Origin of the sequence: Hymenobacter guriensis, from assembly GCF_015773195.1 — a bacterium.
GTDB classification, from domain to species: domain Bacteria; phylum Bacteroidota; class Bacteroidia; order Cytophagales; family Hymenobacteraceae; genus Hymenobacter; species Hymenobacter guriensis.
Window position 1 is genome coordinate 13,807 of record NZ_JADWYK010000007.1, and the last position, 23,360, is coordinate 37,166.

Below are 23,360 nucleotides of genomic sequence, written 5' to 3' on the forward strand. Positions count from 1 at the left end.
GTCATCGTTTAACGACGGACGGTGGCAAGCCCCGCACCCTACGCCAGGCGGCGTACCCCGGTGCTTCCCGGAAGTCCCTGCTTCTCATGCGCTAATGCGCTTAAATTCAGTGCTGGCACTGATGTGCGGCGGCCTGCGAATCGGCAGCTTTGCCTGCATCATCAACCGCCTGATTTTACCTATATGCCCATCCGCTATTCCCTAATTGAAAACAAGCTGACCGCCGCCCCCGACGACTACCGAGGGCAGGTGCAGCACAATGGCTCTGTGACCATTGAAGACATTTTGCAGAAGATTGCCCGACCTGGCTCTACTGTGACAACGGCCGAAGGGCTAGCCTTCTGGGAGGAGCTAAGTCAAGCCGTAGCAGCCGAAATCCAGGCCGGCAACCGGGTAGTATCAGACCTGTTTGTGGTGAGCTTGGGCCTCACGGGCACTTTCGACTCAGCTCAGGACCAATTTGATGCCGCCCGCCACCAGCTGCGGGTACGTGTGTCGCCGGGCATCCGGCTGCGCCGGGCCGAGCAGGGCCTGACGGTGGAACAGGTACGCGCCGACGCGGTGCAGCCCGTGCTCGACCAGGCCGAGGACTTCACTTCCAACACCACCAACGACAAGCTCAGCAAAGGCGGCACCGTCCGCCTTACCGGCAGCCGCCTCAAGTTCGACGCGGCCGATACCAAGCAGGGCATTTTCCTGGTGGCAGCCAATGGCACCGAAACCCGCATGACCCGTGTGCTCACTAATAAGCCCTCGGAACTATTATTTCTGGTGCCGACTGCTCAAGTCGCCGGGCAGTACCGAGTGGTAGTACGGGCGAAGGTCGACGGAGGACAAGTGACAAAATCTGGGGAGCTCGATACCGTACTCGCAGTCAGCTAAACCATGGCATTGGGTTCCTCACCTTCTGGAAAGCAGTTCCTCGGGACGAGGAACCCAATACCTGTTTAAAAGCCACTTCAAGAATAGCGACTAGAGCCGACAACCAAAAGCAGAGGCCTTTAATCTTCACTTACCAGCACTTGAGATGAGCTCATTATTGAAAAGAATTCACTGTGCTGCCTTACTTCTGATGGCAGTCTTTGCCCCCAAACAAAGTTTCGGGCAAAATGCTGTTGCCATTGCTGTTGGCAATACCTATGCTTTCACAGTTCCAACTGTAGTGGCAAGACACAACCTGACAACACATACTACCGATACTACACAACGCCAGATTGCTTTAGAGAATTACCGGTTTACAATCGTGGAAGAACGCGGCTCTAGCTACATCATCAGGTTCCCCCAATGGCAGGGAGGCGATACAGCCAGCGTAAGCTTAAATAAGCGGTTTGTCCGACAAACTTCGCCTGGGGCAGCTATAGGTGGAGGAGGCAGTGCATCAAGCTTATTGTTTTTTAGCGTTTTAAAGCAAGATTTAGAGAAGAAGGTTTACCGAATCTTTCCTCGTTTTGGAAGGCCTGAGGTAGCCAGCGGAACTGTCATAATTCCAGTAAAAATGAGGTTCAGCGAATTTGATTTCAGCCGCGACTTTGCGTTAGGATTCACTGTAGGCCCGCGCTGGCGTATCAGTGAGCGACGCGAACATTACTTCCACCTTCTTGGTGCATTTAATGTTAATATAGTGAGTGTAGACAGCGCATCAACGGAGGGTAGAGTTAAAACCCCAACCGATAAAGGGGCCCTCGGTCTTGCAGTAGGTGGAGTATTTGATTTTAATGGGCCGCAGGTAGGCTTATTTATTGGCAAAGACTGGTTAGGTCGCCGGGACAAATCCAATTGGGTTTACCAAGGAGAAACTTGGGTATCACTTGGAATGGGCTTCACTATCTTTTCACGTGCAAACAATAGTGCAACAAGCCAAGATGTTGAAAACAAATCCAAGCCTAAGTAATATTATAGGATAATAGGCGCTACCCCCAAGGGCAAATTCTAACATTTAACCGCTATTCTTACCAATGTCAGACGCATAAAAAAAGCCCCCGTAGCAAAGATATTATGGGAGCTTTTTTTATGCGTTGTTTCCTACCCCAAGCTCCGGTACCGCACGCGCTTGGGCTCTACGTCGCCGAGGCGCTTCTTCTTGGCTTCCTCGTAGTCCGAGAAGTTGCCCTCGAACCACACCACCTGCGAGTCGCCCTCGAAGGCTAGGATGTGGGTGGCCAGACGGTCGAGGAACCACCGGTCGTGGCTGATGATAACGGCGCAGCCGGCGAAGTTTTCCAGCGCGTCTTCCAGGGCCCGGATGGCATTCACGTCCAGGTCGTTGGTGGGTTCGTCGAGCAGCAGCAGGTTGGCGCCCTGCTTGAGGGTAGTAGCCAGGTGTACCCGGTTCCGTTCCCCGCCCGAGAGCGAGCCAACTTTCTTTTCCTGGTCGCCGCCGCGGAAGTTGAAGTTGCTCACGAAGGCGCGGGAGTTTACCTGGCGGCCAGCCAGGAGCATGGTTTCGGTTCCGCCCGAAATGGTTTCGAACACCGACTTGTTGGGCTCCAGCGTGTCGTGCTGCTGGTCTACGTAGGCCGTCTGCACCGTGGGTCCCACCACGAAGGTGCCCGCGTCGGGCTCCAGTTGGCCGGTAATCAGGCGGAACAAGGTGGTTTTGCCGGCGCCGTTCGGCCCGATGATGCCCACGATACCACCCTGGGGCAGCGCGAACGACAGATTCTCGAACAGCAGCCGGTTGCCAAACGACTTGGTCAACCCTTCCGCTTCAATCACCTGGGCCCCCAGGCGCGGACCATCGGGGATGAACAGCTCCAGCTTTTGTTCCTTTTCCTTGGCGTCGGCCGTCACCATCTTGTCGTAGCCGGCGAGGCGGGCCTTGCTCTTGGCCTGGCGCGCCTTGGGAGCCATGCGCACCCATTCCAGCTCGCGCTGCAGGGTTTTCTGGCGCTTGCTCTCGGTTTTCTCTTCCTGGGCCAGACGGTTGGACTTCTGCTCCAGCCAGGAGGAGTAGTTGCCCTTCCACGGAATACCCTCGCCCCGGTCCAGCTCCAGAATCCAGCCGGCCACATTGTCGAGGAAGTACCGGTCGTGGGTTACGGCAATGACGGTGCCTTTGTACTGCTTGAGGTGCTGCTCCAGCCAGAGCACGCTCTCCGCATCGAGGTGGTTGGTGGGTTCGTCGAGCAGCAGCACGTCGGGCTCCTGCAGCAACAGGCGGCAGAGGGCGACGCGGCGCTTCTCCCCGCCCGAGAGGTTGCCGATGATGGCGTCGGGCGCGGGGGTGCGCAGGGCATCCATGGCGCGCTCCAGCTTGGAGTCCAGGTTCCAGGCGTCGAGCTGGTCGAGGCGCTCCTGCACGGTGCCCTGGCGCTCCAGCAGCTTGTCGAAGTCGGGGTCTTCGCCCCCGAAGGCTTCATTGATTTCCTCGAACTCCTTGAGCAAAGCCACGGTTTCGGCGGTGCCTTCCTGCACTACTTCCAGCACCGTTTTGGTAGCATCGAGCTGGGGCTCCTGCTCCAGGTAGCCCACCGAGTAGCCCGGCGACCACACCACATCGCCCTGGATCTGCTTGTCCTGGCCGGCAATAATCTTCAGCAAAGACGACTTACCCGAGCCGTTGAGGCCGAGCACGCCAATCTTGGCCCCGTAGAAAAAGGAGAGGTAGATGTTTTTGAGAACCTGTTTCTGGGGCGGGTACACCTTGGTGACCCCGGCCATGGAGAAAATAATGGTGGGCTGGTCGGACATAGAAGAAAGAAAGCGAAAAGCGCAGGCCGTGCAGCCGGCCGTTGCAACGATGGTAAGCAAAAAACTCTCCCTGGCAGTAGCCGGTTTCGCCGACAACTCTGGCCAGCTGGTATAACCGCCAGCCAGTTGGGCCCGTAGCTAATTCCGGTACTACGCGGGTAGGGCACCCGCACCGCGGCTGGTTGCGGCCCGCCGGGAAACTCAAAGGTAGGCAGCGACTGGCGGCTTTCCCAGGGTGCTATCTGGCTTTGCTCTCTACCGGATATGCGCAGCATCCCGTAAACTTGTAGTACATTTTGCCCTGAACACTTAAACACCCACCTATTCGCTCGCGCGCTATTTCATTTCCCTTTATGGAATCACAAGAGTACCTGCTGGCCGAAGCGCGTCGCTACGGTTACGTTGAAGGCGAGGAAGTGTGGCTGCGTGCCTTCATGCAGCTGCCCGCTCGCCGCGTAGGCCAGGTAAAGGAGTCGGCCGACGCTTCGCTGGTCTACTTTGCCCAACGCTTTGAACTGTTTCGCGGCAAGGTGGAAGACCTGCTGCGCAAGATTGAGGAAGCCGAAAACAAAGGCTCTTTCCTGATGAAGGCCCAGCATCTGAAAGATCAGGTAGCCAGCTACGATGCCCTGGGCGACTTCGAAGCCCTGTACCGTCGCCTCACCGAAGCCGAAGAAGCGGTGAAGGTGACCGTGAACCGCAACCGGGAGAAAAACCTGGCCACCAAGATCAACCTGATTCAGGAAGCCGGCGAACTGAAAAACACCGTGGACTGGGCCGGAGCCAGCGAGAAAGTAAAGGAGCTGCGCCAGGTCTGGATCAAGACCGGACCGGTGGAAAAGCAGCTGACCGAGGAGCTGGAAACCCGCTTTCAGGCCGCCGTCGACTCCTTCTTTGCGGCCCGCAAGCAGTTCCAGGCCGAGAAGAAGGCCATGGTGAACCGCGTGTACGATAAGTACAAGGAGCTGATTCATAAATCGGAAGCCCTGCAGAACTCCAACGAGTTCGAGGAAACCACCCGCAAGCTCAAGCAGCTGCAGCAGGAGTGGAAAGACGTAGACGGCTCCCTGCCCCGCAAGCAGGCCAACGACCTGTGGACGCGCTTCCGGGCCGCCCACAACCACTTCTTTGAGCGTCTGAAGGTGCACATCAACACCCGCCGCCCCGAAACGGTGAGCGGGGGTGGCGTGAGCGGCTCGGCCGAGGACAACTTGGCCCGCAAGCGCGCCCTGGTAGCCGAGGCCACCGCTTTGCTCGACCAGCCCATGGGCCAGGCCGTAACGCGGGCCAAGGAGCTGCAGGCCGCCTGGAAACAGGTGGGCCCGGTGCGCGGCGAGGAGTCGGACCGGGTGTGGGAGCAGTTCCTGGCGGCCTGCGACAAGGTGTTTGAGCTGAGCGCCCTGGAGCACTTTGTGCGCAAGCGCCAGGCCAGCGGCCTCGATGTGAGCACGCCCGAGGAACAGTACAACGTGCGGGCGCAGGCCCTGCGCGACTTTATTAAGTCGGACAAGCAGGAGCAGGAAGTGCTGGAGCAAAACCTGGACAAGCTCAGCAACGCCCCCGGCAACGATGCCTTCCGCACGATGCTGCAGGGGAAGATCCGCACGTTTCAGCGGAAAATCCGCACCAAGACCGAGTTAATTGAGCTGTTGCGCCAACGCCTGGTTGCATAGTCCAACTTTGCACGTTATTTTACGTTGTCGTCGTTAAGCTAACGCACCCCTAGCTTCCGTTAGGTATTTGCTTGCGAACTTCTACTTTTGCCAACCCTTTTTTTGTAGCACACACGACTATGTACTGGACGCTGGAACTGGCTTCATACCTGGAAGATGCACCCTGGCCCGCCACCAAGGACGAATTGATTGACTACTCTATCCGCTCGGGAGCCCCGATGGAGGTAGTAGAGAACCTGCAGGCGCTGGAAGACGACGGCCAACCCTACGAGAACATCGAAGAAGTGTGGCCCGATTATCCGACCAAGGAGGACTTCATGTTCAACGAAGACGAATACTAGAAATAAGAGCTTAGAACTCAGAGTTTAGAACTTAGACCGCTTGATCTGGTCGACAGTGCTTTTATCCACTTCTCGGTTCTGATGTCTACGCTTTCAGTTCTAAAGATTGAAAATCTGGTTGCGGGGTATGAACAGCGTGTTCTGCTCCGCAACCTTTTTTTGTGCGTACCGGAACCAGCCTTCGTGGCTATTATCGGGCACAACGGCTGCGGCAAAACCACCCTGTTCCGCGCCCTCACCGGCCAGATACCTTATCAGGGCCGCGTAGACATAGCGGGCCGCGGCCTGCGCACCATCCGTCGCCCGGCCGCGGCAGGGCTGCTGGCGCACTTGCCCCAGCGTAGCGTGGTGAGCTTTCCGATAGAGGTGAGGGAGTTGGTAGTCATGGGCCGCTACCGCCACCACCGTTTCCTGGGCAGCTACACCGCACAGGATTACACCTTGGCCGAAGCTGCCCTGGCCCGGGTAGGCGCCGTCCACCTGCTTCGCCGCGACTTCACTCAGCTTTCCGGCGGCGAGCAGCAGCTGGTGTGGCTGGCCCAGCTGAGCTTGCAGGACGCGGCGCTGTACCTGCTCGACGAGCCCACCCAACAGCTGGACGTGTACTACCGTCGCCGCGTATTCGATCTGCTCCGGGGCTGGGTCGCGGACCAGCAGAAAACTATCCTCTGCATCACCCACGACCTCGACAACCTTGCCACCCAGCCCGGCTACCTGCTGAATCTGTCGCGCCCACAGCCGCAGCTGCGGTCCCTGTCCACCTCGGCCGTACAGACCGAGCGTGCCTTCCTGGAAAGCGAAGAAAGCCTTGCGGCGCACGGTGAGATAGTGGGATAGTGAAATGGCGAGTTTGACGTTCTAATTGTGCCGTCTGCGCAGACTGCGTGGTCAGAACATCCAACTCACTATTTCACCATCCCACTATCTCACCGCTTTCCCGGCCGGCGGCGCAGCACGTGCCAGATGGAGCGCAGAAAGGGCCAGGGCGTCACGGAGTTCATGATCTGGAAATTCTCCCAGGGCGTCGTGCGCTCGTCGAGGAAGCGGAAGATTCGCTCCACTGGATTGTGCTGGAATAGCTCGGTGAAGATGGCGCGGGTAGTTTCGCCTTGGCGCTGCATGATGTCAAGCAGCAGGGTGTCGAACAGTTGGAACTGCCACTGGTCGCCAGTGGAATTCTGGGGTGGTTGGCTGGTAGAAGCCAAGGCGGCTACCAGCCGCGCTGAGTGCGCCTGAATGCGCTGAAAGGCGTAACCGGTGCTGGGTTTGGCCCGACCCGCCCGCGTACCCAGGTTGATGATGTGCTTCCCTTCCCGCGTGGGCAGCGGGTGGTCCGTCATCGGGATGGCGCCTGTTTCCTCGGCTTCGATGCGAAAATCCGTAACGCCCAGCGTATCGTGCAGGTAGCGCCGAATGGCTTCTTCGTATTCTTCCTTAGCCAGTGGGGTGGGTGAAAACAGCGTGTACTCCACCAGTGCCCGGCGCGGACTGAAAGGCAGCACGTACATAAAGCGCGCTTCCTGGTGCTGCTCACCCCGGAAATCCATAAACTCCACCGTAGTCGGGTCAAAGACGTCGTGCGCGGTTTCCACCTCCCATCCCACGAAGTGCTGCAGCAGGTAGCGGTACCGCTGGGGCTGCTTGAGCTTCACCAGATTGGGGGGGCGGCTGTCGAAGGCGTACTGGGCCGTAAAATCACCTAGCCGCGTAGATACCCGCACACCTTCAGCCGTATTTTCCAAGTGGTCTACCGCTGTCCGGGTGAGCGTAAACTGCGGGTTGTCGGTCAGCGCGGCCCGCACGAATCGGTAGAAATCCAGCCCCCAGATCATCTTGTAGCGGTACGCCAACAGCGGGAACACCTGCTCGAAATCCGGGCTGCGAAAGGCCAGCTGCTGCCATTCGTGGGCTACAATTTCGTCGAAGGGCGTAGCGGCATCCGTCCAGAACGACCATGTACGGTCGTTTTGGTCTTTGGCCTCGGGCTCCAGCAGCAGCACCCGCTTGCCCGCCAGCCGCGGCTCCCGGCTGATATGGTACGCCAGACTCAGGCCCGCCGCCCCGCCGCCCACAATGAGGTAGTCATATTCACGGACGACGGAACCACGGATTCGCTCGGATGTATCGGATTGCACAGATTTTGGGGACGGTTCGTGGGGCGAAGCTACGTGAGAACAGGCGCAGTAACCTATGGGCAGGCAATTCTACAACTGGACTGTAAGCCACAATAAACGAAAAAGCCGCTCCCGAAGAAGCGGCTTCTCTGCCAGTAATTAGCAATTAGCCTTACGGCTCAGAACACGCCCACGAAATCTGAATAATCCGCTAGAATCCGTGTTTTGTTGCCCACGAAATCCGTGCAATCCGATAAATCCGTGGTTCCGTCGTCTTAGAAGTTCGGCGAGAGCAGGTAGCGGCTGTAGAATTCGTCGATGATTTTTACGGCTGCCTCGGCGTCGTCCACGATCTGCACCAGTTCCATGTCCTCGGCCGAGATGTTGTGCTCCTCGTGCAGCATCACTTCCTCAATCCATTTGAACAGGCCGTTCCAGTACGCCGAGCCCACCAGCACGATGGGGAAGCGCCCGATTTTCTTGGTCTGGATAAGCGTAATGGCTTCAAACAGCTCGTCCAACGTGCCGAAGCCGCCGGGCATACCCACAAACCCCTGCGCGTACTTGATGAACATCACCTTGCGCACGAAGAAGTAGTCGAAGTTGATGATTTTGTCGGGGTCGATGTAGATGTTGTTGAATTGCTCGAACGGCAGTTCAATGTTGAGCCCCACCGACTTGCCGCCCTCCGAGTGGGCGCCTTTGTTGCCGGCCTCCATAATACCGGGGCCGCCGCCCGTAATCACACCGTAGCCGTGGCGCACTAGCTTGGCCGCAATTTCCTCGGCCATCTGATAGTATGGGTTTTCGGGCTTGGTGCGGGCCGAGCCGAAGATGCTCACGCAAGGGCCAATCTTGGTCAGCTTCTCGAAGCCTTCCACGAACTCGGCCATTACCTTGAAGATCTGCCAGGAGTCGGCAATCTTGATTTCGTTCCAGTCCTTATCTACGAAAGCCTTACGAATGCGCTGCTCGTCGTCGACCTGAACGGTGCGCTTGCCGTGGGTTTGCTCCCGGATATCACTGATGGTCTTGACTTTGTTGTCGTTGACGTTGGGCTGAACAATCGTCTGGCCGCTGCCGGCGTTCATCACCTGGTCGGCGACTTTGGTTCTACTGGTTTTTTTGAGCTTCGCCATAGGAGCTACAACGGGAAAATAGGGCAACGGCAGCCGCCGGCCAGGGGCACGGATCGGCAGTGGGGAATGGCCGTTGCCAGGTAAACAAAGAAGGAAAAAAGGCAAAAAAAAGCCGCCCACGGAAGGAAGGCGACTCAAAGTAGCGACCCGCAAGATAGATAAAATAGTGAAGTTGTGAAATGGTAGAGTTTGATGTTCTTACTGCGCCGCTTGCGCAAACTGCGCGGTCAGAACGCCAACCTTACCATTCCACAACTTCGCGTTTCACTACTTGCTGCGGATGGCAATAACCGGGTCGAGGTTGGCAGCCATTACGGCCGGGATGATGCCGGCCAGCACCCCAATGACAACCGACACGGTGAGGCCCAGCGCTATGTTGCCAGCCGACAGAAAAATGGGCATGGCGTCCTGCGGAATGAGCGTAATGAGGTACACCAAGAAGATACCGGCGCCCCCGCCCAGCAAACACAGAAAGACGGCTTCGAACAGAAACTGGAACAGAATGAAGTAGTTCTTGGCGCCCAGGGACTTTTGAATCCCGATGATGTTGGTGCGCTCCTTTACCGACACGAACATGATGTTGGCAATGCCGAAACCGCCCACTAGGATGGCAAACGAGCCGATAACCGCCCCGGCAATGCCAATGATGGAAAACAGCTGCGAAATGGCATTGGCCAGCATTTCGGGCCGGTTCAGGGCAAAGCTGTCTTCCTCCCGGGGCTTCAGGCCGCGGATGGTGCGCATGGCCCCCTGCACTTCCGACTCCAGGTTGAGCATACCAGGGTCACTATCTACCCCTTTTATCCCTATGGTGGCTTGGGCGCCGCCCCCGCTGCCGGTGCTCAGGGCAAACATCTTGGTGAAAGCCGACAGCGGAACCAGGCAGTTGGTGTCGTTGCTGGGCGTATCGAGCAGCTTCTTGCCTTCCTTCTGCATCACGCCAATGATGTTGAACTTCTGGCCGTGGGTGCGGAACTCCTGGCCCAGGGCCGAGCCGTTGGGGTACAGATTATGCGCTATTTCGTAGCCCACAATAGCTACGTTGCGGGCCGCGTCCATTTCCTGGGCCGTGAAGTAGCGTCCTTCCTGCACCGGCACGTCCGAAATCAGGCGGTAGTCGATGGTGACGCCCTGCACAGCAATGCTTTCCACGCTGTTGTTGCCGGCTTTGAGGGTATTGCCGCCCCGGGCCGCAAAAACGGCCACGCCCCGGTTGTTTTCCGGGGAAAGCATGCGCTGCAGCTCCCGGAACTCCTGAATGGACGGATTGGGGCGGTTGAAATATTTCCACCACGGATAGTCGCCGCCAAAGGCCCAGGGCCATTTCTGCACGTAAATCACCTTGTCGCCCACAAAGCTCATGCTCTGGCGCACGTTGGCTTCCAGGGAGTCAACCACCGCAAACACGGCAATGATAGCAAAAATGCCCACCGTGACGCCCAGCAGGGACAGGACGGTGCGCAGCAGATTGGCGCGCAGGGCCTGCCAGGCAAACCGGAAACTTTCGAACGTGAGGCGCAGGGTTTTCATAGCGGAAGTAGCAGTGCGGGCGTGATGAAACGGGTAAACAACCACGGAGCCGCTCGAAAAGTATAATTCTTCCGGGGCGAATCCTGGCCAGTGGCGCCGTATTCGGGCGGAAAGTAACGATTAATCCAGCCAATTTGTGTACTTTCGCACCCTCAAATTTTCGTTAGGTTCCCCTCCTATTGCCCTTTTGGCCCATGAAACTGTCCGAGTTCAAGTTTGACCTGCCTGAAGCCCTCGTGGCTCAGCATCCTACCAAAAACCGCGACGAATCGCGCCTCATGGTGCTGCACCGCAGCACGGGCAAAATCGAGCATCGGGTCTTCAAAGACATCATCGAGTATTTCGAGGATGGCGACGTGATGGTAGTGAATGACACAAAGGTGTTTCCGGCCCGCCTCTACGGCAACAAAGAGAAAACCGGCGCCCAGATCGAAGTGTTCCTGCTGCGCGAGCTGAACAAGGAAATTCACCTGTGGGACGTGCTAGTAGACCCAGCCCGCAAAATCCGGGTAGGCAATAAGCTGTACTTCGGTGAGTCGGACATGGTAGCGGAGGTGATTGACAACACCACTTCACGCGGCCGCACCATCAAGTTCCTGTTTGATGGCTCCGACGAGGAGTTCTACAAGGCACTGCATGACCTGGGCGAAACGCCCATTCCGAAGGAGTTCATTTCCCGCGAAACGGAAGCTGCCGACAAAGAGCGTTACCAGACCATCTACGCCAAGAACACCGGTGCCGTAGCCGCACCGTCGGCAGGTTTGCACTTCACCCGCGAGGTGATGAAACGCCTGGAAATCAAAGGGGTGGACATGACGCCCGTGACGCTGCACGTGGGCCTGGGTACTTTCCGCCCGGTGGACGTGGAAGACCTCACCAAGCACAAGATGGACTCGGAGAACTTTGTGGTACCCGCCGCCACGGCCACGATTGTGAACCGGGCGCTGGACAACAAAAAGCGCGTGTGCGCCATCGGTACCACGTCCATGCGCGCCATGGAGTCGTCGGTATCGGCCAACTCCCGCCTGAAAGCTACCGAGGGCTGGACCGACCGGTTTATCTTCCCTCCGTACGAGTTCAAGATTGCCAACTGCCTGCTCACCAACTTCCACACTCCGGAAAGCACACTCATGATGATGTCGGCCGCCTTTGCGGGCTACGACCTGCTGAGCGAAGCCTACAAGCTGGCCATCAAGGAGAAATACCGCTTCTTCAGCTACGGCGACGCTATGCTGATTCTGTAGGGGCAGTATCGTTCTGCCTCCCTGAATAGATTTACGCCGGATGCCACTTTCGTAGTAGCATCCGGCGTTTTTTGTGTGCGTCTATTTTGTGTGCGTCTGTATTACTTGCGTGTTACTTGCGCGACTTCCCGGCTAGCATGAACGACTCCAAGTCCCTAAGACCCCAAGACCCCAAGACCCTACGATTCGCCATCATCGTAGCGGGCGGCAGCGGCACACGCATGGGCGCCGACCGGCCCAAGCAGTTTCTGGAACTGCTGGGCGAACCGGTGCTCCTGCACACCCTGCGGCGCTTTGCCGAGCCTACGCTGGGCGTGCAGGAGTTGGTGCTGGTGCTCCCGCCCGACCAGTTTTCTACTTGGGAACAGCTTTGCCGGCAGCATCAGGTACAGATTCCGCACGCGGTGGTGGCAGGTGGAGCTACGCGCTGGGCTTCCGTGCGCAACGGGCTGGCGCACCTGCCCGCGCCCGAAGGCGTGGTAGCCGTGCACGACGGGGTTCGGCCGCTCACACCGACCCGCGTGATTGAGGCCACGTTTGAAGCTGCCTACAACCACGGGGCGGCCGTGGCGGCCGTAGTGCCCAAAGACTCGGTGCGAGGTCTTAATCAGCAGGGCTCCTACGCGCTGAACCGCGCCCGGCTGCGGCTGGTGCAAACGCCGCAGTGCTTCAGCCTGGATCTGTTGCGGCGCGCCTACCAGCTGCCCGAGCTAACTACCTTCACCGACGATGCCAGCGTGGTGGAAGACCTGCACCCAATTCATCTGGTGGAAGGCGACTACCGTAACCTCAAAATCACGACGCCGGAAGATATGCTGGTAGCCGAGGCTATTCTGCGGGCCCAGCAGCTGACGCCGTAGCTGTCTGTTTAGGCTATTCAGCGTATTTTGCCGGGCATAACCACCCTCCTCCTCATGGCTGAAACCCTGCCCACCTACACCTGCCTGCTCTACGACGTGCGCCCCGACGGTGTGGCCACTATCACCCTCAACCGCCCGGAAGTTTTCAACGCCTTCAACGACCCCCAGAGCTACGAGCTGCAGGATGCCCTCAGGCAGGTAGCCCGCGATGCACAGGTGCGGGCCGTGGTACTCACGGGCGCCGGCCGGGCCTTTTGCTCGGGCCAGGATTTGAAAGGCGCCAGCGCCGGCGAAAAACGCTCGTTCTACGACTCCCTGCACAAGCGCTACAACCCCATCATCCGGGCTATGCGCGCCCTGCCTAAGCCCATTATCTGCCGCCTCAACGGCGTAGCGGCCGGCGCGGGCTGCTCCCTGGCCCTGGCCTGCGACGCCATTGTGGCCTCGGCCGAAGCTTCACTGATTGAGGTATTCATCAACATCGGGCTGGTGCCGGATTCAGGCTCATCCTACTTTCTGCCGCGCATGGTGGGCTCGTTGAAGGCTTTTGAGCTGTGCGCGCTGGGCTCCAAAGTACCCGCCGACGAAGCGCTGCGCCTGGGCCTCGTGAACCAGGTAGTACCCGCCGAGCAGCTCGACGAAGCCGCTTATGGTCTGGCCTCCCGCTACGCTGCGGCCCCCACCAGGTCCATTGGCCTCATCAAACAGATGCTCAACAAAGCCGGCACCTCCACCCTGGACGAGATGCTCGACTACGAAGCCCTCTGCCAGCAGATTGCCGGCGAATCGGAAGACTACCAGGAAGGCGTGAAGGCATTTGCCGAAAAGCGCAAGCCTAGCTTCACTGGCCGATAAGCTGCTTTTTGAGTTAAACGCAAAGAAGGCTCCTGATTACAGGAACCTTCTTTTGCGATATAATACCTGCTGCGTAAATCAATTGTGGCAACGACTAGTGTAACGTGATGGTGCGGGTGCGGCCATTGATGGTTACGGTAGCAATATTGTCGCAGGCCTGGGTGCCGGTGGGGTCGTAGTTCAGCAGCAGACTTTTCTCCTTGCTGTTGGTGATGCTGACGGTACCGGAGATGAAGTGGCGGGCGCAGCCTTCGGCGAACGATTTGATGAGGGGCTGCTCGATAGTGGCAGTGTAGCTGACGCCTTTGCGGTTAGTACCCGTAGCCGAGCCCGCTACGCTGTACGTGTCGTCGCGCAGGGTGCGGGTGCCGAAGCCAGCGGTGCGGGTATAGGTGCGCTGGGAAGCCCAGCCGTGGGTACCTTCTGGGGTGATGATGCTGGCATCCTTCACCTCCACGGAGTAGGAACCCTGACCTAAGTTGGTGTAGAGCCGGGTGCCGGTGTGCTGCCGGTCGTTCACGTAATAATCAAGCAGGGAAACCGTGATAGTGCTGCCCACCTGCCGTAGCTGCTGGCTGAATACGGCTACAATTTTACCCCGGCGCAAACGGCCGTTGGGCCCGGCGCAGTTGGTGGGGCCGAAGTCCAGCGTGAGGGTGCGGGTAGCGGGGTCGTAGGTTCGGGTAAAGCAGTTCCCGGCCACGCGAAGCAGGTCGCCGGCCTCGGCTTCGGTGCCGCTGGCGGTGGCCACATCGTTGGGCGCACTGGCATTCAGCAGGTCCAGCAGATCGGCGCCGCCCTCCTCAGCCGCTCCCTGATCCTCCGCCGACGTAATGCTTTCGGGGGTGGCTTGGTCGCTTTCTTTGGCGCAGCCGACAGTCAGCAAAGCCCCCACAACGAGGGCAGAAAAATACCATGGACAAAGCGTAGGCAGTTTCATAAGGCAAATGAGTTGAGGGTTGAACAGCTGTTTTCGCTTGTTGGAGGCGGAGCGTTTAAGTTAGTTTAATTCAAGCCGCCGAATATTTCTGCGCGGCTGAGCTTACCCCAACAATAACAAGACCTTCCCCGGCGCGTATAGACAGGATATGCGTTTTTCTTCTCCCAAGATATTCAGCTGTTTGCCCTTCTGGTTTTCAGCAATTACCCTGTCCACTACCCTGGCAGCCTGCTCGTCCAACAGTGAGCAGCAGGACCCGGTAGCGGCAGCCCGCTTCGAGAATGAGCGCCGCATTGGGGAAGCCGACGTAACCAGCAAGCAGGAGCGCGACGCCGAGTTTCTGGTGAATGCGGCGGCCAGCGGGCAGCTGCTGACAGAAGCCAGCCGCCTGGCCCTGCAAAAAGCCACCCTGCCTGCCGTGCGCAACTTCGCCGCCAGGCTGCTGAAAGAGCACGCGGCCATTGGCCAGGGGTTGCAGGTGGTAGCGCAGCAGAAAAGCATTACGGTGCCTTCGGGCCTGGGCCACGAGCAGCAGGATCAATACCAGAAGCTCACCGCGGCCGGTGGCAGCGCCTTCGACAAGCAGTACGTGGAGTTGCTCTTGGACTTGCACAACAAGCAGGAAGATGCCTTTGATGACATGCGCGAAGAGGCCTACGATGGCGACATCCGGGGTTTTGCAGCTAAGTACTATCCCGTGCTTTCTGATCACCTGAGCCAGCTCAAACAGCTTGAAGATCAAACTGAGAACCTTCCTTAATTTCTTTCTTCTCCTTTTCTAATCTCTCCAACCCAACCACAAACACTCATGAAAAAGAACCTGTTTGCCATTCTGCCCCTGGCCGCGCTGCTGGCCCTGAATACGAGCTGCGGCGACGCAAACAAGCGTACCGATGGCACCGCCGGTGAAGCAGTTAGCGACATGGACAAGGCCGCGGATGAAGGCGGCGTTCAGGCCGATGCTACTGTGATTGACAACAATGCCGGTCCTACCGTAACTGCTGATGCCGATTCGGCCGCGCCAGCTGCTGCTGCTGGTCCCACCGCCCCCCACGCCACCGACCCCGAGTTCATGAAGTCGGCCGCCCATAGCGACCAGAACGAAATTCAGCTCAGCAAGCTGGCCCTGGAAAAAGGCGTGACGGGCATGGTGAAAGACCACGCCAACAAGATGATTCAGGACCACACCAAATCGACCAACGACCTGAAGCCCATTGCCCAGAAGAAGAACGTAGTGCTGCCCACCGACATGGACGCGGAGCACAAAGCCATTGCGGCCGATATGCGTAAGCTTTCGGGTAAAGACTTCGAGAAGAAGTTCATGGACCAGATGGTAGCCGACCACCAGAAGACGCTGAACACGCTGCAGGCTCACCTCGGCATGACGCAGGACGCTGACCTAAAGGGCTTCATTCAGAAAGTGACGCCCGTAGTGCAGAGCCACCTGGATATGTCAAAACAGCACGCTATGTAAGCTGCCGGTTGACATAAACCGCATAAAAAAGCCGCCGGAAGTAGATTTCCGGCGGCTTTTTTATGCGGTTTCGGGAAAGCTATGCTTCAGCGTACTTGCTTCCCTTCAGCTCTTCGGCCAGGAAACGGCTGGTGTGGCCTTTACCCGATTTGGCTACCTGCTCCGGCGTGCCCTGAGCCACAATGGTGCCCCCACCCGCCCCGCCTTCCGGCCCGATGTCAATCAGGTGGTCGGCTACTTTGATGAGGTCTAGGTTGTGCTCGATGATGAGGACGGTGTTGCCTTTGTCGGCGAGCTTGTGCAGCACCACGGCCAGATGGTTGATGTCTTCGAAGTGCAGGCCAGTGGTGGGCTCATCGAGGATGTAGAAGGTCTTGCCAGTGTCCTTCTTGCTGAGCTCCGTCGCCAGCTTCACGCGCTGTGCTTCGCCACCCGACAGCGTAGTAGCCTGCTGACCCAGCGTGAGGTAGCCCAGACCTACTTCGTTCAGGGTCTGAATCTTGCGAAGGATGCGGGGTTGAAACTCGAAGAACTCTACGGCCTTTTCCACCGTCATGTCCAGCACATCGGTAATGCTTTTGCCCTTGAAGCGAACCTCCAGCGTTTCGCGGTTGTAGCGGCGGCCTTTGCAGGTTTCACAGGGCACGTGCACGTCGGGCAGGAAGTTCATTTCGATGGTGCGCATGCCGGCCCCCTCGCAGGTTTCGCAACGGCCACCCTTCACGTTAAAGGAAAAGCGGCCCGGTCCGTACCCGCGGATTTTGGCCTCGGGCAGCGAAGAAAACAGCTGGCGTATTTCGGTGAACACGCCGGTATACGTAGCCGGGTTAGAGCGTGGGGTGCGTCCAATTGGTGACTGATCTACCTCAATTACCTTGTCGATAAAGTCCAAGCCTTCAATCTTATCGTACTGCAGCGGCTCGCGCTTAGCGTTGAAGAAGTGCTGGTTAAGGATGGGGTACAGCGTATCGTGAATCAGGCTCGACTTGCCGGAGCCCGACACGCCTGTGACGGCTATGAGCTTGCCCAGCGGAAATTTGGCGGTTACATTCTTGAGGTTGTGGCCTTTGGCCCCGCGCAGCACCAGCTCGTTGCCTTCGCCCGTGCGCTTTTTCTTGCGCAGCTCAATGTGCTTTTGCCCGCTGAGGTATTGGGAGGTGAGCGAGCCGCTGCTGAAGATTTCCGTGGGCGTACCAGCCGCCACAATCTGCCCGCCGTGGATGCCCGCGCCGGGGCCAATGTCCAGCACATGGTCGGCGTGCATAATCATGTCCTTGTCGTGCTCCACCACAATCACCGAGTTGCCCAGGTCACGCAGGTGCTGCAGAGCCTTGATCAGCCGCTCGTTGTCGCGCTGGTGCAGGCCAATACTGGGCTCATCCATGATGTAGAGCACGCCCACGAGCTGGGTGCCAATCTGCGTAGCCAAGCGGATGCGCTGGCTTTCGCCGCCCGAGAGGGTGCGCACCGAGCGGTGCAGGTTTAGGTAATCGAGGCCCACTTCCAGTAGGAAGCCGATGCGCTTGCGGATTTCCTTCAGCAGCTCACGAGCAATCAGGTTCTGGCGCTCCGAGAGGCGGGTTTCTAGGCCTTCAAACCAAGCTGCCAGCTCGCTGAGGTCCATCACCGACAGCTCGCCGATGTGGTGATTGGCAATCTTGAAGTGCAGGCTTTCCTTTTTGAGGCGGTAGCCGTGGCACTCGGGGCACTCCTGGGCCTGGGTGTACTGCTGAATCCACTCCCGGATGTTCTCCGAGTCGGACTCCATTTGGCGGCGCAGGAACGGAATGATGCCCTCAAACGGCTCCACGTAGTTGGCCTTTTTGGGGTCGGCATCCTCGTCCTCGGGTACGCCGTGCAGCAGGCGCTCCACCAGCTCGGCCGGCAGCTTTTCGATGGGGGTGCTCAGGCTGGCTTTGTGCTTTTTGACGATGAGGCCGAGCTGCTGGAAAATCCAGATGTCGCGGTACTCGCCCAGGGGAGCAATACCGCCCCGGCTGATGCTCAGCTTTTTGTCGGGCATCACCGAGTCCTCGGTGATTTCCTGCACTTCGCCCAGCCCGTTGCAGGTGGGGCAGGCGCCGTACGGCGAGTTGAAGCTGAACGTATTGGGCGCCGGGTCGTCGTAGGCAATACCTGTGGCCGGGTCCATCAGGAAGCGGGAAAAGAACTGGGTGTTGTCCTTCTTCTTGTCGGCATCGAGCACCAGCATGGTGCCTTTGCCTTGGGTGAGGGCATTCTGCACCGAGCCGGAAAGGCGGAAACGGTCTTCCTCCTTCACCACCAGCCGATCGATGACGATTTCGATGTCGTGGATTTTGTAGCGGTCCACCTGCATCTTGGGCGTGATGTCGAGCAGCTCGCCATCCACGCGCACTTTGGTGAAGCCCAGCTTGGCTACCTGCTGAAACAACTCCCGGTAGTGACCCTTGCGGCCTTTCACCACCGGCGCCAGCACCACCAGCTTGCGACCGTCGTACTCTTTCAGGATGTAGTTGATGATCTGGTCGTCGCTCTGCCGGATCATCTTCTGGCCCGTGGCGTAGCTGAAGGCCTCGGCGGTGCGGGCGTAGAGCAGGCGCAGAAAGTCGTAAATCTCGGTGATGGTGCCCACCGTGGAGCGGGGGTTGCGCGAGGTCGTCTTCTGCTCGATGCTGATAACCGGCGACAGGCCCTCAATCTTATCCACGTCGGGCCGCTCCAGCCCACCCATAAAGGAGCGGGCGTAGGCCGAAAACGTTTCCATGTAGCGGCGCTGACCCTCAGCATAAATCGTATCGAACGCCAACGACGACTTGCCCGAGCCCGAAATGCCGGTAAATACCACCAGCCGCCCGCGCGGAATCCGCACGGAAATGTTCTTCAAGTTATGCTCTCGCGCCCCGTACACTTCAATATAGGGCGCTTCCAGATCGGCGGGGCCCAGCAGCTGCCCACGGGTAACCACGTGGCTTTCCATTACCGTTTCGTTTACCTGCTCAGCTAGGGGCACTGCCTGCACGGCGGCCGTGGTATGCTCCGTGGCGTTGTCGGCTACGGCGGCAGCCGTAGGGCGCGGCGCCTTCCTGGCTTTCGCAGCCGGGGCAGCATCGTCAGCAACGGAAGTTTTGCCGGGCTTGGTTGCTTTGGGTGCGCGGGGAGCTTTGGAAGCTACCGGCTTGCCGGCAGCAGAGGAAGAAGCGGGAGTAGCAGTTGATTTTTTAGCCATGCGGCAGCGAAGCGGATAAGTCTGCAAAGGTACGCAAATCAGGCCCCGGCGGCTAGCCCGAATAGCTTATTTGCCAAGCGTATTGGCGAACAATTCCCCGGCCAGCCCCAAAAACTCAACGGGGCACAGAGGGGCTATAACACGGGCTCCTGGGGAAATGTCCCGCCCCACCCAAAGTTCTGTTAAACCTTGAGCGGCCTGTGCGTCTAACGCGTGAATTATGGTGCGGCTTTTGCCTTAAGGCATGGCGTCTTTCTTTTGACTTCTCTTCTATGAAAACTCTGCTGAAATCGGGTCTGGCCCTGGTGCTTGGGATGCTGCTGTACAGCGGCTCCGCACAGGCGCAGGTGCAGATCAACGTGAACACTCCGTACTGGGGACCGAGCGTAGGCCCGGACGTGCAGTATTACTACATTCCGGAAATCGACGGCTACTACGACCTGTACTCCGGGCAGTATCTGTTCTTCGACCCGGTGTATGGGGCCTGGGTTAGCTCGCCCTATCTGCCTCGCGCCTACGCCGCCTACGACCCGCGCTTTTTCCACCCCGTGGTGGTGCAGTACGTGGGCCGCCAACCCTGGGGCTACCTGCGCGACCACCGCGCCTACTGCGACCGGTGGGGCGTGCAGCCGGGCCGCTACTACGGTTCCCGCTGGCCCGGCCGGGGCTACGCAGCCTATCCGCACGGCTATAACCCGGGCTACTATGCTAACCGCCCCGGCAACCAGGCCGGCTACGCCCGCGACAACAACCGGGACCAATACAACAGCCGCAACGATAACCGCGACAACCGCGGAACCTACGGCAGCCGCAGCGACAACCGCAGTTCCCAGGGAGGCTACGATAACCGGGGTGACAATAACCGCCCCAACGGCCGCAACGACAACCGGGGCAGCTACGAGCGGCCCGACCGCAGCAATCAGAACGGCAACGGCCGCAGCGGGTCCGCAATGCCTAATGGGCAAAGCAATTCTGGCCGGGGCAACTACTCGGCGCCGGGCGGAAGGGGAAGCCAGCCGCAGCAGGCTCCCGGCAACACGCAGAGCGGACGGGGAAGAAGCAGAGGGCAATAGGCCATGCGCTGGGCACATACCAAAAAGAGCCTCCGGTAGATACGGAGGCTCTTTTTGGTATGTGCCCAGCGCCTTTATTCATCAAGACCGTTGCCACGCGTCTTCGAGCATGATATCAATTCTGATTTTGCTGATGACGGACAAAGTCAGGATTATCTTCACTCTGTCAATTTCTTTCCATTACATCCCTTTTCTTGAATTATCCCTTCCTGGTAAAACTTGATAAAACGGCATTTTCGCCTGGCTTTTTCCTGTGTATGGCTCCTACGCCAATGTTCAGGCGCAGAGGAACCTCAATAGCCGCTTTACTTCCTGAAGCCCGGCAGCGCAGGCTGGCCAGCAGGCACTACCATTGCCTGACCCCGGGAGCTGAACAAGCAAATCTGTAGTTTTGGGCGTTTCTGTGATTCGCTATTTCATCGTGCATGGTATTCAGCAGCACTCTGTTTTTATTCTATTTTCTGCCCGGCTTTCTGCTGCTGTATTACGCAGTACCGCACAAGTTCAGGAACCTTGTGGCACTGCTGGCCAGCTTGGGCTTTTACGCCTGGGGCGGTCTTAGCTTCCTGGCGTTGTTCCTGATTTCGGTGGTCGTCAACTTCGTATTAATCTACCTCATGGACCGCGCCGCAGGCTGGCGCAAGCGCATTTATCTGATTATAAGCATTGTCATCAACGTGGCCATGCTCTTCTACTTCAAGTATGCCAACTTCTTCCTTGAAAACGTCAGCACGGTGCGCGAGGCCACTGGCGGCACTTCGCTACAATGGGAAGAAGTAGTTCTACCTATCGGCATTTCCTTTTTCACCTTCGAGAAGCTCACCTATACCATTGACGTATACCGTGGAGTAAACCGGCCGCTCAAGTCATTCTGGGACTTCCTGCTCTACATCATGCTTTTTCCCAAGATGATAGCCGGCCCCATTGTGCGCTTCCACGAAATTGCCGGCCAGCTCACCGACCGGTCGGCGTTTGAAACGGTGGACCACAGGCTGTCCGGCTTCTTCCGCTTTGCCCTGGGCCTGGCCAAGAAAGTACTCCTGGCTAACGTGCTGGGCCAGGAGGCCGACCGTCTTTTTGATCTGCCCCCAGCGGAGTTGTCGGCTCCGCTGGCCTGGCTGGGAGCCATTGCCTACACCTTCCAGATCTACTTTGACTTCTCCGGCTACTCCGATATGGCCATCGGCTTAGGCCGCATGATTGGCTTCCAGTTTCCCGAAAACTTCAACAACCCGTATATTTCGCGTAGCATTACCGAGTTCTGGCAGCGCTGGCATATCACCCTTGGCCGCTGGATGCGCGACTACCTCTACATCCCATTAGGTGGCAACCGCGTCGGGCCCGGGCGCCTCTACGCGAATCTTTGGGTGGTATTTATCCTCTCGGGCTTCTGGCACGGGGCCGCCTGGAACTTCATTGCCTGGGGTGCTTTCCACGGCTTGTTTCTCATCCTAGACCGCCTGTTTTGGCTGCGTATCTCGCGGCGGCTGGGCGTGCTGAGCATCCTGCCTACTTTTGTTGTGGCGGTGGTTGGCTGGGTGCTGTTCCGTGCTGAGAGCCTGAGTAGCGCCCTGGCCTACGTTGAGCGCATGTTTGGCGGGGAATGGCAGGAGTTGCCACGCTTCAGCACCGAGTTCTGGTACACACTGCTGCTTGCCGCTGGCTTCTCCTTTATGGCTGCTCTACCCCGCGTCGAACGATGGGAAGTGAACGTGCTTTTGGGGGAGCATTTGCAGCCCACTCGTGCCGTGACCATTAGCGTTGCCGCTGCGCTACTGCTAATTCTCAGCGCCAGTGCCATAGTAGGCAGCAGTTTTAATCCTTTTATTTACTTCCGCTTCTAAGCGCTGCCAATGCACTTGAAACGCACGCTGTTTGCCCTGCTGCTGGCTGCCCTGTGCTTGCCGGCACTGCAGGCAAAATTCGGACTGCTGCCCATACGCCCCCTGGAGGGCTGGTTTGTGGTGTCGCCGCACCCGGAGTTGTCGTACGAGGCACTGCGCAACAACGAGTACCAGCCCAAGCTGGAAGCCTACCTACAGGACCGCCTGGGCTTTAGGTCTGCCCTGGTGCGCCTGAATTACCAAGTGGCATACTCTGTATTCGACGTCATTCGGGCCAAGGCGCTAATCCGCGGCTACAACGACGTCCTGTTTCAGGACTGGCCCATCGACTCCTACTACGGCCGCGACTACGTGGGCGACACTATGATCCGTCAGTGGGTACGCAAGATGAAGGTAGTGCAGGATTCACTTACGCAGCGTGGGGTTCTGTTCGTATTTGCTATTGCCCCCAATAAGGCAGCTTACTATCCCGAATACATTCCCGAAGCATGGCGCGGGCCACGAAAAACCAGCAATTACTGGAGTACAGTCAGGGAAATGCAGCGGCAAGGCATCCACCTACTCGATTTCTCGGCTTTGTTCCGGCAAAAGAAGGATACCGTCTCCTATCCGTTATTTCCGCGGGGCGGCACGCATTGGAGCGGCTACGGCACTACCCTGGCTGCCGATACGCTGCTGCACTACCTGGAGCAGCGCGGCCACTTCGATATACCCGACTATCGCGTAAACGGGCGCGACATCGTTGATACCACCCGCGGCTACGACGCCGACATTGCCACCGCCCTGAACCTGATGGTGAAGCCGCAGCCTTTTCGGATGGCTTACCCACGCCTTGAGTACCTCGACCCCAAACCCGGCCAGAAAAAGCCGAACGTGCTCATCATTGGCGACAGTTTTGTGTGGAGCTTTATAGACTTTTATGACTTTTTTCCGCGGCTTTTTGACCCCAAATCGACCTTCTGGTACTACCACCGCCGCGTGGGCTGGCCGGGGCAGGCCCCACTGTTACAAAACGTGGGAACCGGCGCCGACGTATCGCGCCTAGACCGTAAAGCGGAACTAGAGCACCGCGACGTGGTGCTGGTGCTCTATGCCGAGTACAACCTCAACCAACTCGACCACGGTTTCACCCACCACACATACCCGTTCTACGAACGGCTGTCCTCTACTGATTCGGCACGTGTTGGCGTCATTACGCAGGAAATTCGAGCCGACTGGGGCCTAATGTCCCGCCTACACCAGGAAGCTATTGCCAGTGGAGAGAATTTTGACACCTACATCCGAGAAAAGGCCCTGAACCGCTTCGAGGCCGAACAGTAGCCAATGATTGGCCCCTTTCTTGCGGTTGCCGTATGCGTCTTACCTCACTAACGCC

19 protein-coding genes are annotated in these 23,360 nt (G+C 58.2%); 13 read left to right on the plus strand and 6 right to left on the minus strand.

Features of this window, described 5'->3' with window-relative positions:
- The first annotated feature begins 183 nt into the window (after window positions 1-183).
- Window positions 184-882: a DNA-binding domain-containing protein gene (locus I5L79_RS12520; RefSeq protein WP_196955401.1), complete on the plus strand. Its 699-nt coding sequence runs from the start codon at window positions 184-186 to the stop codon at window positions 880-882.
- Between the two features lie 145 nt (window positions 883-1,027).
- The gene (locus I5L79_RS12525; protein ID WP_196955402.1) at window positions 1,028-1,891 is read left to right on the plus strand and encodes a hypothetical protein; all 864 of its coding nucleotides are present in this window, start codon (window positions 1,028-1,030) and stop codon (window positions 1,889-1,891) included.
- Between the two features lie 131 nt (window positions 1,892-2,022).
- Here the strand turns inward: I5L79_RS12525 and ettA are convergent, their stop codons facing one another.
- Window positions 2,023-3,690 (minus strand): energy-dependent translational throttle protein EttA, encoded by a 1,668-nt coding sequence (gene ettA, locus I5L79_RS12530; protein WP_196955403.1) that lies wholly within the window; start codon window positions 3,688-3,690, stop codon window positions 2,023-2,025.
- Window positions 3,691-4,043: 353 nt separating this feature from the next.
- Here ettA and I5L79_RS12535 point away from each other — a divergent pair, with 353 nt between their 5' ends.
- The 3 genes from I5L79_RS12535 to I5L79_RS12545 all read left to right on the plus strand — a co-directional run bounded on the left by I5L79_RS12535 (window position 4,044) and on the right by I5L79_RS12545 (window position 6,541).
- Complete coding sequence (locus I5L79_RS12535) at window positions 4,044-5,363, plus strand: DUF349 domain-containing protein (protein ID WP_196955404.1); 1,320 nt, start codon at window positions 4,044-4,046, stop codon at window positions 5,361-5,363.
- Window positions 5,364-5,482: 119 nt separating this feature from the next.
- Complete coding sequence (locus tag I5L79_RS12540; RefSeq protein WP_019948259.1) at window positions 5,483-5,704, plus strand: DUF2795 domain-containing protein; 222 nt, start codon at window positions 5,483-5,485, stop codon at window positions 5,702-5,704.
- A gap of 81 nt (window positions 5,705-5,785) precedes the next feature.
- The gene (locus tag I5L79_RS12545) at window positions 5,786-6,541 is read left to right on the plus strand and encodes an ABC transporter ATP-binding protein (protein WP_196955405.1); all 756 of its coding nucleotides are present in this window, start codon (window positions 5,786-5,788) and stop codon (window positions 6,539-6,541) included.
- Window positions 6,542-6,630: 89 nt separating this feature from the next.
- Here I5L79_RS12545 and I5L79_RS12550 read toward each other — a convergent pair whose 3' ends face one another.
- The 3 genes from I5L79_RS12550 to I5L79_RS12560 form a co-directional block, all read right to left on the minus strand.
- Entirely contained in the window at window positions 6,631-7,839 is a 1,209-nt protein-coding gene (locus I5L79_RS12550; protein WP_196955406.1) for a lycopene cyclase family protein, read from the minus strand.
- 254 nt (window positions 7,840-8,093) lie between these two features.
- The gene (locus tag I5L79_RS12555; protein ID WP_196955407.1) at window positions 8,094-8,957 is read right to left on the minus strand and encodes an LOG family protein; all 864 of its coding nucleotides are present in this window, start codon (window positions 8,955-8,957) and stop codon (window positions 8,094-8,096) included.
- Window positions 8,958-9,224: 267 nt separating this feature from the next.
- Window positions 9,225-10,487, minus strand: coding sequence for an ABC transporter permease (locus I5L79_RS12560; RefSeq protein WP_196955408.1), 1,263 nt, complete (start codon window positions 10,485-10,487; stop codon window positions 9,225-9,227).
- A gap of 194 nt (window positions 10,488-10,681) precedes the next feature.
- Here I5L79_RS12560 and queA point away from each other — a divergent pair, with 194 nt between their 5' ends.
- From queA to I5L79_RS12575, 3 genes are all read left to right on the plus strand, one after another.
- The gene (queA, locus tag I5L79_RS12565) at window positions 10,682-11,731 is read left to right on the plus strand and encodes a tRNA preQ1(34) S-adenosylmethionine ribosyltransferase-isomerase QueA (protein WP_196955409.1); all 1,050 of its coding nucleotides are present in this window, start codon (window positions 10,682-10,684) and stop codon (window positions 11,729-11,731) included.
- Between the two features lie 137 nt (window positions 11,732-11,868).
- On the plus strand, window positions 11,869-12,591 hold the full coding sequence (locus I5L79_RS12570) for a 2-C-methyl-D-erythritol 4-phosphate cytidylyltransferase (RefSeq protein WP_196955410.1): 723 nt from the start codon (window positions 11,869-11,871) through the stop codon (window positions 12,589-12,591).
- A gap of 54 nt (window positions 12,592-12,645) precedes the next feature.
- Window positions 12,646-13,446 (plus strand): enoyl-CoA hydratase-related protein, encoded by an 801-nt coding sequence (locus I5L79_RS12575; protein ID WP_196955411.1) that lies wholly within the window; start codon window positions 12,646-12,648, stop codon window positions 13,444-13,446.
- A 94-nt stretch (window positions 13,447-13,540) separates the two neighbouring features.
- Here I5L79_RS12575 and I5L79_RS12580 read toward each other — a convergent pair whose 3' ends face one another.
- Complete coding sequence (locus I5L79_RS12580; RefSeq protein ID WP_196955412.1) at window positions 13,541-14,386, minus strand: hypothetical protein; 846 nt, start codon at window positions 14,384-14,386, stop codon at window positions 13,541-13,543.
- A 148-nt stretch (window positions 14,387-14,534) separates the two neighbouring features.
- Here I5L79_RS12580 and I5L79_RS12585 point away from each other — a divergent pair, with 148 nt between their 5' ends.
- The gene (locus I5L79_RS12585) at window positions 14,535-15,146 is read left to right on the plus strand and encodes a DUF4142 domain-containing protein (RefSeq protein ID WP_196955413.1); all 612 of its coding nucleotides are present in this window, start codon (window positions 14,535-14,537) and stop codon (window positions 15,144-15,146) included.
- A gap of 48 nt (window positions 15,147-15,194) precedes the next feature.
- Window positions 15,195-15,860, plus strand: coding sequence for a DUF4142 domain-containing protein (locus I5L79_RS12590; protein WP_196955414.1), 666 nt, complete (start codon window positions 15,195-15,197; stop codon window positions 15,858-15,860).
- 79 nt (window positions 15,861-15,939) lie between these two features.
- Here the strand turns inward: I5L79_RS12590 and uvrA are convergent, their stop codons facing one another.
- The gene (uvrA, locus tag I5L79_RS12595; protein ID WP_231403074.1) at window positions 15,940-19,068 is read right to left on the minus strand and encodes an excinuclease ABC subunit UvrA; all 3,129 of its coding nucleotides are present in this window, start codon (window positions 19,066-19,068) and stop codon (window positions 15,940-15,942) included.
- A gap of 272 nt (window positions 19,069-19,340) precedes the next feature.
- Between uvrA and I5L79_RS12600 the strand changes: the two genes are divergently transcribed.
- The 3 genes from I5L79_RS12600 (at window position 19,341) to I5L79_RS12610 (ending at window position 23,305) form a co-directional block, all read left to right on the plus strand.
- Window positions 19,341-20,141: a hypothetical protein gene (locus tag I5L79_RS12600; protein WP_196955415.1), complete on the plus strand. Its 801-nt coding sequence runs from the start codon at window positions 19,341-19,343 to the stop codon at window positions 20,139-20,141.
- Window positions 20,142-20,656: 515 nt separating this feature from the next.
- A complete protein-coding gene (locus I5L79_RS12605; RefSeq protein WP_196955416.1) occupies window positions 20,657-21,985 on the plus strand; it encodes an MBOAT family O-acyltransferase in 1,329 nt (442 codons plus the stop codon).
- A gap of 9 nt (window positions 21,986-21,994) precedes the next feature.
- The gene (locus tag I5L79_RS12610) at window positions 21,995-23,305 is read left to right on the plus strand and encodes an alginate O-acetyltransferase AlgX-related protein (protein WP_196955417.1); all 1,311 of its coding nucleotides are present in this window, start codon (window positions 21,995-21,997) and stop codon (window positions 23,303-23,305) included.
- The last annotated feature ends 55 nt before the right edge of the window (window positions 23,306-23,360 follow it).

Coding starts and splice junctions, on each gene's coding strand:
- I5L79_RS12575 (WP_196955411.1), top strand. CDS start 12,646: ATGGCTGAAACCCTGCCCACCTACACCTGCCTGCTCTACGACGTGCGC.
- I5L79_RS12600 (WP_196955415.1), top strand. CDS start 19,341: ATGAAAACTCTGCTGAAATCGGGTCTGGCCCTGGTGCTTGGGATGCTG.
- I5L79_RS12610 (WP_196955417.1), top strand. CDS start 21,995: ATGCACTTGAAACGCACGCTGTTTGCCCTGCTGCTGGCTGCCCTGTGC.
- I5L79_RS12540 (WP_019948259.1), top strand. CDS start 5,483: ATGTACTGGACGCTGGAACTGGCTTCATACCTGGAAGATGCACCCTGG.
- I5L79_RS12590 (WP_196955414.1), top strand. CDS start 15,195: ATGAAAAAGAACCTGTTTGCCATTCTGCCCCTGGCCGCGCTGCTGGCC.
- I5L79_RS12545 (WP_196955405.1), top strand. CDS start 5,786: ATGTCTACGCTTTCAGTTCTAAAGATTGAAAATCTGGTTGCGGGGTAT.
- I5L79_RS12535 (WP_196955404.1), top strand. CDS start 4,044: ATGGAATCACAAGAGTACCTGCTGGCCGAAGCGCGTCGCTACGGTTAC.
- I5L79_RS12580 (WP_196955412.1), bottom strand. CDS start 14,386: ATGAAACTGCCTACGCTTTGTCCATGGTATTTTTCTGCCCTCGTTGTG.
- I5L79_RS12555 (WP_196955407.1), bottom strand. CDS start 8,957: ATGGCGAAGCTCAAAAAAACCAGTAGAACCAAAGTCGCCGACCAGGTG.
- queA (WP_196955409.1), top strand. CDS start 10,682: ATGAAACTGTCCGAGTTCAAGTTTGACCTGCCTGAAGCCCTCGTGGCT.
- I5L79_RS12520 (WP_196955401.1), top strand. CDS start 184: ATGCCCATCCGCTATTCCCTAATTGAAAACAAGCTGACCGCCGCCCCC.
- I5L79_RS12560 (WP_196955408.1), bottom strand. CDS start 10,487: ATGAAAACCCTGCGCCTCACGTTCGAAAGTTTCCGGTTTGCCTGGCAG.
- I5L79_RS12585 (WP_196955413.1), top strand. CDS start 14,535: ATGCGTTTTTCTTCTCCCAAGATATTCAGCTGTTTGCCCTTCTGGTTT.
- I5L79_RS12570 (WP_196955410.1), top strand. CDS start 11,869: ATGAACGACTCCAAGTCCCTAAGACCCCAAGACCCCAAGACCCTACGA.
- uvrA (WP_231403074.1), bottom strand. CDS start 19,068: ATGGCTAAAAAATCAACTGCTACTCCCGCTTCTTCCTCTGCTGCCGGC.
- I5L79_RS12525 (WP_196955402.1), top strand. CDS start 1,028: ATGAGCTCATTATTGAAAAGAATTCACTGTGCTGCCTTACTTCTGATG.
- ettA (WP_196955403.1), bottom strand. CDS start 3,690: ATGTCCGACCAGCCCACCATTATTTTCTCCATGGCCGGGGTCACCAAG.